Source organism: Chitinophaga caseinilytica (assembly GCF_038396765.1).
Lineage (GTDB): Bacteria > Bacteroidota > Bacteroidia > Chitinophagales > Chitinophagaceae > Chitinophaga > Chitinophaga caseinilytica.
Window position 1 is genome coordinate 278,417 of sequence record NZ_CP150096.1, and the last position, 12,542, is coordinate 290,958.

At 55.7% G+C, this 12,542-nt stretch carries 9 protein-coding genes; 3 read left to right on the top strand and 6 right to left on the bottom strand.

Features of this window, described 5'->3' with window-relative positions; all coding sequences use genetic code 11:
- Positions 1–34 precede the first annotated feature (34 nt).
- Positions 35–1,465 carry a Gfo/Idh/MocA family oxidoreductase gene (locus WJU22_RS01155; protein WP_341841473.1) on the bottom strand — a complete coding sequence of 477 codons (1,431 nt, stop codon included), beginning with the start codon at positions 1,463–1,465 and terminating at the stop codon, positions 35–37.
- Positions 1,466–1,599: 134 nt separating this feature from the next.
- Between WJU22_RS01155 and WJU22_RS01160 the strand changes: the two genes are divergently transcribed.
- The 3 genes from WJU22_RS01160 to WJU22_RS01170 are packed head-to-tail and all read left to right on the top strand — an operon-like array spanning position 1,600 to position 3,944.
- Complete coding sequence (locus tag WJU22_RS01160; RefSeq protein ID WP_341841474.1) at positions 1,600–2,259, top strand: hypothetical protein; 660 nt, start codon at positions 1,600–1,602, stop codon at positions 2,257–2,259.
- Between the two features lie 60 nt (positions 2,260–2,319).
- Positions 2,320–3,402, top strand: a complete 1,083-nt coding sequence (locus WJU22_RS01165) for a tetratricopeptide repeat protein (protein WP_341841475.1) — start codon at positions 2,320–2,322, stop codon at positions 3,400–3,402.
- A gap of 11 nt (positions 3,403–3,413) precedes the next feature.
- Positions 3,414–3,944, top strand: coding sequence for a metalloprotease family protein (locus WJU22_RS01170; protein ID WP_341841476.1), 531 nt, complete (start codon positions 3,414–3,416; stop codon positions 3,942–3,944).
- Positions 3,945–3,948: 4 nt separating this feature from the next.
- Here WJU22_RS01170 and WJU22_RS01175 read toward each other — a convergent pair whose 3' ends face one another.
- The 5 genes from WJU22_RS01175 to WJU22_RS01195 all read right to left on the bottom strand — a co-directional run bounded on the left by WJU22_RS01175 (position 3,949) and on the right by WJU22_RS01195 (position 12,495).
- A complete protein-coding gene (locus WJU22_RS01175) occupies positions 3,949–5,031 on the bottom strand; it encodes a family 10 glycosylhydrolase (protein ID WP_341841477.1) in 1,083 nt (360 codons plus the stop codon).
- Positions 5,024–6,004 (bottom strand): carbohydrate-binding family 9-like protein, encoded by a 981-nt coding sequence (locus WJU22_RS01180; RefSeq protein ID WP_341841478.1) that lies wholly within the window; start codon positions 6,002–6,004, stop codon positions 5,024–5,026. Before WJU22_RS01180 ends, WJU22_RS01175 begins: the two co-directional genes overlap by 8 nt.
- 229 nt (positions 6,005–6,233) lie before the next feature.
- Positions 6,234–7,811, bottom strand: a complete 1,578-nt coding sequence (locus tag WJU22_RS01185) for a RagB/SusD family nutrient uptake outer membrane protein (protein ID WP_341841479.1) — start codon at positions 7,809–7,811, stop codon at positions 6,234–6,236.
- 29 nt (positions 7,812–7,840) lie between these two features.
- Complete coding sequence (locus WJU22_RS01190) at positions 7,841–11,143, bottom strand: TonB-dependent receptor (protein ID WP_341841480.1); 3,303 nt, start codon at positions 11,141–11,143, stop codon at positions 7,841–7,843.
- A gap of 188 nt (positions 11,144–11,331) precedes the next feature.
- The gene (locus tag WJU22_RS01195) at positions 11,332–12,495 is read right to left on the bottom strand and encodes a FecR family protein (RefSeq protein WP_341841481.1); all 1,164 of its coding nucleotides are present in this window, start codon (positions 12,493–12,495) and stop codon (positions 11,332–11,334) included.
- Between the last annotated feature and the right edge of the window lie 47 nt (positions 12,496–12,542).

The following is a 12,542-nucleotide window of genomic DNA, read 5'->3' on the forward strand; positions in this document are numbered from 1 at the left end:
AAAAAAGGCGGCCCGAAAGCCGCCTCCCAGGTGGTTACACCTTGTAATATTGTTCCCAACCCTTGCGCGGCGGCGGGCCCACGAGGAGCGCATTGGCCGCTTTGTCGTTGGTGATGATTTTCTTTTCGCGGTCGAACTGGATCTTACGACCTGTCCACTGCGCCACCACGCCGAGGCAGAACACCTGGCTGAGCGGACCGGCGATTTCGAAGGGAGAACGGGTCTTTTCCTCGCCTTTGCAGGCCAGCAGGAAGTTGGCGTAGTGATTGGAAGGGCTCTTTGGCACTTCGGGCAGTTTGCCGGCCATCTCTTTCGCTTTTTCTTCAGGGATGATGGAAAGCGTAGACGCGTGCGAACCGCCTTTGAACGTCAGGTCTTTGCTGTAAATGATCTTGCCCGGATTAAGCTTGGCGGGTTTGATGGTGCCTGTGCTCGGGGGCGGAATGTTCGGATCGAGGCCGGAAACGCCGTAGCCGGCGGGGATCGGCGGAAGGTTGTCTACCCCGTCGTACCACATTACATCCACCGCAGGCATTTGTTTGCGGGCGGGGAATTTAAACGAAAGCGTGGTAGATGTGGGATAGAAGAAATTGTTGTGGCCCGTCAGCTTGATGGGATCTACTTCGTGGGGCAGGCCCAGGTCGAGGAACTGGTGGGCCGTATCGAGGATGTGCGCGCCCCAGTCGCCGAGGGCACCCATTCCGAAGTCGAACCAGCAGCGCCATTGGCCGTTGACGAAGTCCTTATTATAGGTGTGCCCCTGCGTTTGCATCTGCCAAACGTTCCAGTCGAGCGTTTCGGGCGTGGGCTCGGTGGCGGGGAAAGATTTGATATTCGTATCCCATCCGTGCCAGCGGCGGGGCGAGTTCATATGTGCAACGATCTTGTCGACGTCTTTGATGATCCCGGCTTCCTTCCAGGCTTTGAACTGGAAATAGTTGGCTTCGGAATGGCCCTGGTTGCCCATCTGGGTCACTACTTTCGGATGTTTGCGGGCGGCTTTCATCATGAGCTCCACTTCCTGGAAAGTGCGCGCCATGGGCTTTTCGACATACACGTGAATGCCGAGGCCGATGGCCATCATGGTGATGGGGAAATGCGCGAAGTCGGGAACGCCGACGGAAACGGCATCGATCTTTTTGCCCATTTTGTCGAACATCTGCCGGAAATCCTGGAACCGGGGTACGTCCGGGAACAATTTCATGACTTCCAGGGTGTGGGGAGCGCCCATGTCTACGTCGCACAGCGCAACGATGTTGGCCAATCCGGTTTTATGCAGTTCGCGGATGATTTCTCCTCCCCGGTTGCCGATACCGATGCAGGCCAGGTTCACTTTTTCGTTGGCCCCGATCCTGCGGGGCAAGGCGCCGCCGCGGGCCATGAGAATGCCGGGCGTAGCAAGAGCAGCAGAGGCCATCATGGCCTGTTGGAGGAACTTCCTCCGGGAGTATTCGTTATGCATCATACAATTATTTCATTCGATTGCAAAAACAAGATACAGAAATAAAATCCAGTATTCGCACAGTTTTTGCAGGAGTGGAGAAAAAATTATGCGGGCGCGGGGGATTGCGCCTTTCACCACTGAAAAACCGATATAAAATGAAAGCCATATCTGCTGTATTGTATTTTCTGAGCCAGCATCCTGCCTGGTCGTTCTTTATTATCCTCGCCGTTTTTGCGGGGCTCGCGGTATTGTTGCGCCGCCTGTGGCTGCTCGTTCCGGGTTTCCTGCTCGGGATGGCCAATATCTTCTGTGCTTCGTTCCTGAACGCATGGTTCCTCCAGACCTGGGGCACGCCGGGAACGGCCGTCGTCATCCAGGCCACCCAAACCAATTCCACCCTCAACGATCAGTACATCTTCGAGTACGCGGTCATCGCCAAAGCCGGCGGGAAAGATGTGAAAACGAACTTCTCGTCCATGTCCGCCGCCATCTGGCCCATCCGCAACGAAATATTGATCCCACCGCCCGGACAGGTTTTCGTTACCAAATACATCCCGGGGTATGAGGAAAACATCGTGATCATGGCCGACGAATCCACGTACGGCAAAATGCGCATCATCGCCTCAAACCGCGAGGCGGTAGACCGTGCCCGCAATCAACTGGCCGCCAGTCCGTCGAACGAATCTTACCAGGAAGAGTACCGCCAGGCGCTTCAAACCTTCCTGTCAGACCCCGCCAACCGCCTCGATTCCGTGAGCATACGCCAGTTCAGCGACGCCCTCGGCCAGCTGAAAACCGCCGCTCCGTCGCCGTAACACGAAATCACCATAATATTTGCGGGGAATTTGGATAATTTGCGCGCCAATCCCTTTACCTTGAAATCACCATCCACGATGGAAGAATACACGTATACCCCCGAAGCACCCCCCGCAACTTCGGTAACCTGCTCCCACTGCGGCAGTCCGCATGTGGAACATGGCCACGCCTCGGCGTTGTGCCCAGAATGCCGGCAGGCCTTCATCAATTATCCCATTCCGCGGTGGCTCTGGATTTTCGCCGGCGTCGTAGCGATGGTACTGGTCATCAACCTGCTGAAATTACCCGCATCCATCAAACTTGCCGGCCACCTCATCCGCGCAGAACGGGCGGTGGACGAGCATAATTTCCTTACCGCGCAACATGAAGCTGACTCGGTGCTGACCGCTTTCCCGGAACATTTCGAGGCGCATTGTTATCACCTCATCGCATCCGCTTATAATTTCGATTATGATGCGTACGACAGATCGATCAGCTTCCTCGGAGAAAAAACATACATCAAAGAGGGACTGGTAGTGAGTTGTAATGCCGCCACGGATTATCTCAACCGGCATTTCTGTGAAGACACGCTCCTCCTCGCGCAACTGGACCTCATAACGGCCCAACCGCCTCGTGAGCAATTGCGTTTCATCGATTCGCTGGCAGGCAGCAAGCAGACGCATGCGGTGCTGGCTTATTGCGGCGCGCGCATCGGGAGTTACCTGCTGGAACATGAACAGCTTCCCGAAAGCCGGGCCATCCTCGAAAAAACGCTGGATGCCAATCCCGATCATTATTTCGCTTCGATAGATTACGCCACGGTGCTGAGAAAAATGAACGAGCTGGAAAAAGCGGATTCCGTGTGCGACATCCTGCTGGAACGCAACCACCAGGATTCCTACGCCATGTCGGCCAAATCGCGGGTGGTGCTGCGCAAAAAGCAACTACCGGCAGCCGAAGAACTGGCCATGGAAGCTGTCCGCCTCGATCCCCTTTCCTCCCATGCCCTGGCTTCGCTGGCGCTCGTACTGGAGGCCAAAGGCCAGAAAGCCGATAGCCGGCAACTGTTGCAGGCCGTAGTTAAATTATCCGCCGAACGCGAGGATACCGCTTCGGCGCCCCAACTCCGCCGCGTGCTCGACGGCGAAACCGTTTACCAATAAATGCGTTGAACATGTTTATTCCCGGCATCATTATATCCGCCCTTACCTTCCCCGGCGTCATCGTCCACGAGCTGGCGCATCAGCTGTATTGCCGCGCGCTCAAAGTGCCCGTTTTCAAAGTGGTGTATTTCCAGATGGAGAACCCCGTAGGCTACGTGCTGCACGAAAAACCGAAATCCCTCCTGCATTCCGCGCTGATCTGCCTCGGGCCGTTCATGATCAACACACTACTGGGATTCCTCATCGCACTGCCATCGGCCATCCAGTACAACCTGGGCGCCGGTATGAATATCCTCGATTACGCCATGGTGTACCTCGGCGTTTCCATCGCCATGCACGCCTTCCCCAGCACCGGCGACGCCAGCGCGCTGTGGCAGGCCGCGAAGGAAGACGACAGGCCCTGGTTCACAAAAGTGATCGTGTTGCCCATCATCGGCTTCATTTACCTCGGCGCGTTGGGCTCCTTTTTCTGGCTCGACCTGATATATGGTATCGCCATCGCCGTGGGATTGCCCTGGATGGTGTTGCAGTGGGCCGCCTAGCGCATTACCCCGCTGTTTCGCGGAGAATGGCCAGCAGCTGGGAATTCACCGATCCGAAGATCGACACGCCAGCGGCTCCGTTATCTATCGCGAGGCGGATGGCTTTGCGGATATCATCGTTATTACCGTGGAAATCGGGGAGGAAAAGCCCGGCGTAGAGCGGGAATTTCCCTTTCAGCGCATTCACGCCTTCCGCCACCGCATCGCCGATCCATTGCACGTTTTCATTGTAAAAACCGTGGTAAATCATGGGGCAAACGGCGTCCAAAGGCCAGTTCGTCCAGTCTTGCCTTACGATCCGCTTCGCAATTTCAGGTGTGGGGAAAACGGCTGCCGTGATGGGTTTCTTCTTCGCATGGGCTACTTCCGATAAATTCCGGACGATGTTCGTAATACTGTCGTACCGGAACTTGCGCCACGACGGACTTTGGTCTGGATGCGCCATTTCCAGCGGATCCTTTCCATACACGGCCGCATATTTGTCCCGGCAGGTTTTGCAATAGCAGAAATCGTATTCCGGCAATTCTTTCGACTGATCGATATTGTATTTGGCCCAGAGGTTCACGGGGAGGATGACGTCCACGAAGCGGACATAATCCAGGTGCAGCCCGTCGATATAATCTTTGGCGACCTGTTCTTCCGCTATGGATTTGAGGTATTGGAGCGTTCCCGGCTGGTTGGGGCAAAGGAAGCGGTAGTACCCCACATACGGCGGTTTATCCGCGCAGGATTCGCCTTTGCGGTTCACGGAAAAAAGCTCGGGATGTTTTTCACGCAGTTCGGGCTCGTTTCGGTTCATGGTCCAGAACCATCGGTGGGCTTCCATTCCGGCGGATTTGGCGGCGCGGAAATGGCGCTCGCTGTCTTCCTCGAAATAAATCACCCCGATACCGGTGGCGCGGTATTCCGCATAACGTTGTTTCAATTCGGCGTCGGTATCTTTTTCGCTGGGGTTGATCCAGATGCGATGGCGTACCGGTGCTTTGGGCTTTTTCTCCTCATCGCGGTTGCCGGCGATGGAAATTCCGGGTTCCATGAGCGCGAGGCTTCCCAGCCCGAGCGCCTTCAGAAAATGACGTTTATTCATAGCGGTTGAGTTTTCCTTCCTGATCGATAATAATGGTGCGGCGGCCCTGCCGGATGATGGCGGAGAATTGCCGGCTCGTGGATTCCAAATCCACTTCGAACTTTTCCTTATCCAGTTTCAGCTCGCTCATGGTGGATGCGAACTTCCCGTTTTCCCGGCGGAACCGGTGCTGGCGGTAATAAACCTCCCAAAGCAAGGCCTCTGCTTCTACCCAGGCGGGCTCTGCGTAAAGTACCTTTTCTCCCGGTGATTTTGTCGTGAACTGCAGGAAACCCCATCTTTCGGGGGCGTGCATGTCCACGATCCCCTGGGGCGACCACACCCAGTTGTATTCCGGCGTCCCTTTCCGCTTGCGGTAAGTATTCCCTTCCACTTCGTGCTGCCACTGCACACGTGAAAAATTCACGCGCCAGGTGCTGCCGTCCCGCGGCACGATGCGGGTATGATACGCGGCCAGCGCACGGAACGGGATGGCCATCTCCAGCGTCCAGCGGGTGTCTTTGTCCCGGGGATCATTGAGCGTCCCTTTGATGTGGACGGCCGTTTGCAGCCCCTGCACGTCCCAGTTGAGGATCGCGCGGCCGCCGGCGCGGTAGGCGCGGGGCATGAGCAGGTCCATCACGGTGTTGAGGGCATTCACTTCGATCTCGAAATATTCATACGCGTTGCCGTCGGGGTCGAGGAACATTTCGAAATCGTTGTCTGCATATATGATGGTGTCGCGCTGGCGGAGGCTGCCCCAGACATGCGGTTCCTCCATTTCGGCGAACACGTAGAGGTAATTTTCATCCCACAGCATTTTGGCGCGCGTCCGGTGAAGGGGCGCGGGTTTGCGATGGCCTTCGATGTCGATGAAATCATCCGTCCACATTGCCTTTTTCCAAACCTCTTCCCCATCTTTCCCATCGATTTCCATGGATGATGCAATGTGGTGGCAAACGTAATGGCGGGGCGTGTCCGTAAATACACGCAAATGTTCACTGTGTTGTTGCGCGCGCAGGGCAAAGGGGAGCAAGATCATCCCGCCTGCCATCGCTGCAACCAAATTCCGTAAATGCTGCATTATGGTTAAATATAAAGAATGGGGCGGGATGAAGGCGCGCTGTGCTGACATACGGCTGATTTCATATACCGGCGGCATAAAAAAAGCCCGCCGTTTACCGGCGGGCTTGTCACAAAAAGAGTAGCACCTAAGGGTTTTATCAATAATTCGGATTCTGTTTCAGGTTCTTGTTCACATCGATTTCTTTCTGCGGGATGGGCCACAGGTAGTTCTTGGATGCGTCGAACTTGCGGGTTTCCACCACCACGTTGGTCCCCGTGAGGGTGAGCGCGCCGGTGTTGGGATCTACCTTTCCGGGGCGAACGCCGTGGATGGCGCCTTTCCGCACCAGGTCACCGATTTTCCAACGCTGGATATCATACCAGCGCATACCTTCGAGCGCCAGTTCCACCCTTCTTTCGCGGCGTACCAGTTCGCGCATTTTCGCCTGGCCGGTGTAAACCGCCTGATCCACATCGGGCATTCCGGCGCGGTTACGAACGTCGTTGATGGCGTCGTACACGCTCTGGTCGATCTGGCCTTTCTCGATCTTCGCTTCGGCATAAGTGAGCAGCACTTCCGCGTAGCGGATGAAGATCGCGTTCTGACCGGTATTCCACATATCCGCGAAATCGTTCAGGTCGTAAGTGAACTTGCGGAAGAGGTAACCGGTTTTGGCGTTGTTATCTCCCTGGTAGTAATCGCCGGATTCGGGATCGATCGGGTCGTAGAATTTGCCGCCGTATTGCTGGCCGGGCACCACGATGGAAGCCTGGAGGCGGGGATCGCGGTTGGTGTAGGGATTGGCCGCATCGTAGCCGGAACCGGCTTCGGTGATCAGCTTCCCGTTCTTCATTTCATAAGCGTCTACCAGTTCCTGCGTAGGACTGATAGAGCCCCATCCGCCGTAGCCGGACGACGGCATGATGCCGAGCCAACCATTGGAAAGGGTGTTTTCCATGTACTGCAGATCGAGGATCACTTCTGAATTGTTTTCGTGCTGGATCCTGAAAAGGTCGGAATACACGGGGTACAACTGATAGCCGAGCTGCATTACTTTCTGTGCGTCAGCGATGGCGTCGTCGTATTTAGCCATGAACAGTTCGAGGCGCGCACGGAGGGCCAGCGCGGCGCCACGGGTGACACGGCCCTTGTCGGCGGCGGTTACCTCCAGCTGCGGCGCGATGGCGGCCAGCTCGTCGAGAATGAACTGGCGCACCTCGGCCTGAGGGGCTTGTTTGATCGTATTGGCTTCATCCATGGTCACCGTTTTGGTAACCAGCGGAACATCGCCGTATAGCTGTGTCAGTGTAAAATACTTATACGCGCGCAGGAAGCGGGCTTCGGCCTTCATGCGGTTCTTTTTGGCATCGTCCATTTTCACCTGGTCCACATTCTCCAGGAAGTTGTTGCATTTCTGGATGGTGGTATAGGTGAAGCGGTTTTTAGCGTCCGGGTCAGAAGGCGTGGCATCGCCGTTGCCGTGTGCGGTGAACCCTTCCCAGAAATACTGGTTGTAGGCGTTATCAGACACGCAATCCATGTAGATAAGGTTTTCCGCGTCTTCCCAATCTTTATAGCAGCCATTGAGCGCTGCCAGGGCGTCGGATTCCGTTTTCCAGAGCACGTTGTTGCTGTAAGCATCCAGCGGCGTGCGTTCCAGGAAATCTTTATTACATGCCGAGAGAAGGGCTCCGGCAGATATTGCAGTTAATATGATGAAGTTCTTCCTTTTCATTTGTCAGTTTTTTTAAATGATACCTTCCGTTAGAATGTTACGTTCAGGCCCAGCGTATTCACTTTCACCTGCGGATAGTAGTAGATGCTGGAAGAGCTCGGTGCTTCGGGATCTACCCATTTGTACAGACCGCTGAAGGTCAGGATATTCTGGCCGCTGTAGTAAACCCTTGCACGCTTGATGCCGATACGGCGGAGCATGTTTTCAGGCAAGGTGTACCCGAGCTGCAGGTTTTTCAGGCGGAGGTAAGAAGCGTCTTTCACCCAGAAGGAAGAAGGCATGCTGGATTGGTCGTTCTGCTTCCAGGTGTATAGGATCCTGGGAAGGGAAGCGCCCGGGTTCTCGGGAGACCAGGTATCGAGGAGGGCTGAAGTGGGCTTGCCGGCCGAAGTGCTGACGTTACCCAGTTTACCACCGTCGATGTAGGTTTTAACACCTGCAGCGCCCTGGAAGAACACCGTCAGGTCGAAACTTTTCCAACCACCGTTGAGCGTAAGGCCGTAGGTAGCTTTCGGATAATAGTTGCCGATATAGGTTTTGTCTTTGGTATCGATGACGTTATCGCCGTTGAGATCGCGGTAACGGATATCGCCTGCATTGGTATTGCCGTTCTGCTTGGCGTGGGCGTCCACTTCAGCTTTCGACTGGAAGATGCCGTCGGCGATGTAACCCCAGAATGCATTGATGGGCAACCCTTCCTGTTTGATCGTATAGCCGGAGGGGCCGCTCGAAATGAATTTCTCGATGTTGTTGCGGATAAACGATACGTTACCGTTGGCGCCCCAGTTGAAGTCGCCCTTGCTGTCGCTATACCCTACCGTGAATTCCCAACCTTTGTTCACCACGATACCGGCGTTCTGCGCAGGCGGTTTGAGGCCGTACACGGCGCTCACGGGCACTTCGATGAGGATGTCGCGGGTACGTTTCTTGAACCAGTCTACCGTCAGGTTCACCTTGCCGCCCAGGATCGATGCGTCCAGGCCAACGTTGGTTTCTGCCGTGGTTTCCCAAACGATGTCGGCATTGGCGCCGCGGAGCAGGGAAATCCCCGGAGCGATCGCGCCACCGAAACCGTAGTTCTGGCTGCCGAAGTACATCGGGATGTAAGGATAGAACGGCGCTGCGGGGTTATCCGCATCGTCTGCGAGCGTCTGGTTGCCCAGTTCGCCCCAGGAAGCACGCAGCTTCATGGCCGATACATATTGTTTCACACCCTGGAAGAAGTTTTCACGATCGATGTTCCAACCTGCGGAGAACGAGGGGAACGTGCCCCAGCGGTTCTTCTTCGCAAAACGGCTCGAACCGTCGCGGCGGATGTTGGCTTCGAAGAGATATTTACCGTCGTAGTCGTAGTTGATACGGCCGAAGAGCGACTGCAAAGCGGACTCATATGCATAGCCGCCCGTGGTCTGCCCGTCTGCCGAACCGAGGTTGAGCTGGCTGAGGTTGTTGTTCAGGAAGTTTTTCCGGAAACCTTCGTTGAAGGTGTATTTGGTATACTCCTGGAAATAACCGGCAAGGGCTTTCAGGTTGTGTTTGCCGAAGCTGGTGCCGTATTCGAGGAGGTCCTGGTGGGTCACTACCATGTTGGTCTGACTGCCGTCTTTCAGCGAGTTGGGACCGGGGTACATGGTCGGATTACCGTTTTTGTCGTAATACTGGATGTCGGAGATGAAGGATTTGGTCTGTACCGTACGCTGGGTATACGCCAGCGAAGGCTTGAAGTGCAGGCCTTTTATGATTTCCAGGTCGGCAGACACGTTGCCGAGCAGGTCGGAAGTATTATCGTTCCGGAAGCTGGGCGATTCCAGCCATGCAGCCGGGCTGCCGTCGGCGATGTAACCGTAGTGTCCATTGGCGAACTTGTACGGCACCGTCGGCGAAATACGGTTGAACTGGCGGATGATCTGCGTGAAATCGGGTACGCCGGGGTAGCTCGACTGCGGTTCTTTCACCGGGTTGTACGTGTAGGCCAGGTTACCGGAAACGCGCAGGCGCTGGCTCAGTTGCTGGCTGATGTTGAAGCGGGTGGTGTAGCGTTTGGCGTTGGTTTTCTCTACGAGACCAGCCTGGTCGAACATCCCGAGCGACAGCGAGTATTGCCCTGTTTCGCTACCTCCGCTGAGGCCGAGGTAATAGTTTTGCTGGATACCGGAGCCCTGGTAGGCGAGGTCGAGCCAATCGGTGTTCGGGTAGTTGAAGGGATCGGATCCGTCTTTGAATTTCTGGATCTCTTCCGGTTTATAGTAAGCCGCATTGCCCTGGTTGGTCTGGGCCTGGTTGTACAGCGAAGCCGATTGCCAGGAGGGCAGGAAGTCGGGCAGCGCGGTGGCTTTTTGCTTGCCTACATAAGTATTGAATACGATCTGGGGCGCGCCTTTCTTTCCTTTCTTGGTGGTGATGAGGATCACGCCGTTGGCCGCGCGGGAACCGTAGATGGATGCGGAGGCGGCGTCTTTCAGTACGGAAATGGATTCGATATCGTCGGGGTTCACATTGTTCATACTGGAGATCACACCGTCTACTACCACCATGGCGCTGGAATTGTTCAGCGTGCCGATACCGCGAACGCGGATGACGCCACCGTCTTTACCGGGCTGGCCGCTGTTGGCTGCCGTTACGGCCACACCGGCCATGGTACCCTGCAAGGCGCTGGCTACGTTGGTTACGGGGCGGTCGGCCAATTGCTTGGAAGTTACGGCGGCTACTGAGCCGGTGAGGTTCACTTTCTTCTGGGTGCCGTAACCCACTACAACTACGGCTTCCAGGTCGGATTGCTTCGGCTTGAGGACCACCTTCATGTTTTCTGTCGCGGGCAATTCCAGGGTTTCGAAACCCATTTGGGAAACCAGGAGAACAGCGCCGGCGTCGGCCTGCAGCTGGAAGTTCCCTTCGCCGTCGGTAACGGTACCGCGTTGGGTGCCTTTGATTTGAATGGTAGCGCCGGGAAGCGGTTCACCCTTTTCGTCGGTTACCTTGCCTTTAATTTGCATGAGCGGTTTGGCATCGGGAATTTCCGAACGGGGTGCTGCGGAAGCAGCTTTTTCTTTCACGATCACCACATCGTCCAACAGCGTAAATACCAGCGGCTGGTTCCGGAAGCAGGCTTCCAGCACCTCGCTGATATGACGGTTTTTCACGGAGAGCGTTACCGGTGCGGCCTTTTCGAGTTGCTTGGCCGTGTACACGAAAGAAAAGCCGGTCTGGCGCTTGATCTCCCGGAACACCTTTTCCAGGGGAGCGTTCTTCTCCGAAATAGTTACCTGTTGACTGAGCGTTTTGGCGCTCACGCACATACATGCAGACAACAGGAACAAAGCGGTGAGTTTCATGATCCGCAATTTTTTGTTAATACCCTCCGGCAGGAAGGCATAAAGGAGCTTTAAATGCATAGATTTGCATAGTTTGAGTGATTCAATAAACTTTCTATCAGAGTGGACTGTTTTAAGTACTCAGACCTTCAGCGCCCTGCGGACCAGGCAGGGCGTTTTCTATGTCCGGTACCTGCGTACGTGGTGTTTTACTTCATAACGACGATTTTTTTGCCTTCTATTTTAAATTTGACTTTGCCTGTTAATTCGAGTGCCTTCAGCACATCGGAGAGTTTTTTGCTGCGGGGCAGGTCGAGGTAGAAGCGATCGTCTACCTGCTCGATGTCCCCCACTTCCACATCGTACCAGCGGGAAAGCTGGTTCATGACGCGGGCGATGGGCTCCCCTTCAAACACGAACCGCCCGTTCTTCCATCCCATCACCTGGTCCAGATTTACGTGCTGATGCACATCCAGCCGGCCGTTGCCGGCCTGCGCCTGCTCGCCCGGGGCGATGGTGCGGGAACCTGCTGCGGTGGAGACTTTCACTTTCCCTTCCAGCAGCGTGGTGCGCACGGCGCCGTCTTCAGGATATGCGCTTACGTTGAAATGCGTGCCCAATACGGCAATATCTACCCCGTTGGCTTTTACCGTGAAGGGCATCTTCTCGTCTTTCGCCACCTCGAGATATACCTCACCCGTTATCGTCACGCTGCGCGAGGCGCCCGCGAACGCGGTGGGGAAAGTGATGGAGGAAGCGGAATTGAGCCAGGCTTTCGTGCCATCGGGCAATGTGAGGCGGTATTGGCCGCCGCGGGGCGTGGTCATCGTATTATATACGATTTCCCCTTCCCGATTGTCTTCGCCGTCATAAACAAGCTGGCCGTTGGATAGTTTATTGACGGAAGTGCCGCCCTGTTGCGCCAGGAGCCCGTCTGCCGCGCTATCCAGCACGATCTGCCGGCCGTTGGAGAGGGTGAGCACGGCTTTTTCGCCGCCGGGCATTACATCGTTGGTAACTTCTTCCTGTACGTTTGCGAGGGGCTCCTGCGCCGATCTTGTGCCCTTCCAGATGCCAAGGCCCGCCAGGAACAGCACAGCGGCCGCAGCGGCGGGTTTCCACCAGGCGATGCGCATCCGCGTACGGTCCGTTTCCTCGGAAATCCGGGTATATACACGCTCCATGGCGGCTTCGCCACGTTGCCGGTCGGCCGCCGATGGCTCGTAATTGCGCCAGGCTTCTTCCAGCACCGATTGCAATGCCGCGTCGGATGCAGACCGGTTTACCCAGTCGGCCAACTCCTGCCGTTCGTCTTCCGAACTGGCGCCCTCAAAAAAGCGGTTGACGAGATATTGGATCCTTGCGTTAGACATATGGTTGAAAATTAAGATAACGTGAGCCCGCCCGTAGCGTTGCTACA

Bases quoted from the DNA above. Each gene is read 5' to 3' on its own strand.
- WJU22_RS01195 (WP_341841481.1), bottom strand. From the start codon at position 12,495: ATGTCTAACGCAAGGATCCAATATCTCGTCAACCGCTTTTTTGAGGGC.
- WJU22_RS01155 (WP_341841473.1), bottom strand. From the start codon at position 1,465: ATGATGCATAACGAATACTCCCGGAGGAAGTTCCTCCAACAGGCCATG.
- WJU22_RS01185 (WP_341841479.1), bottom strand. From the start codon at position 7,811: ATGAAAAGGAAGAACTTCATCATATTAACTGCAATATCTGCCGGAGCC.
- WJU22_RS01160 (WP_341841474.1), top strand. From the start codon at position 1,600: ATGAAAGCCATATCTGCTGTATTGTATTTTCTGAGCCAGCATCCTGCC.
- WJU22_RS01170 (WP_341841476.1), top strand. From the start codon at position 3,414: ATGTTTATTCCCGGCATCATTATATCCGCCCTTACCTTCCCCGGCGTC.
- WJU22_RS01175 (WP_341841477.1), bottom strand. From the start codon at position 5,031: ATGAATAAACGTCATTTTCTGAAGGCGCTCGGGCTGGGAAGCCTCGCG.
- WJU22_RS01190 (WP_341841480.1), bottom strand. From the start codon at position 11,143: ATGAAACTCACCGCTTTGTTCCTGTTGTCTGCATGTATGTGCGTGAGC.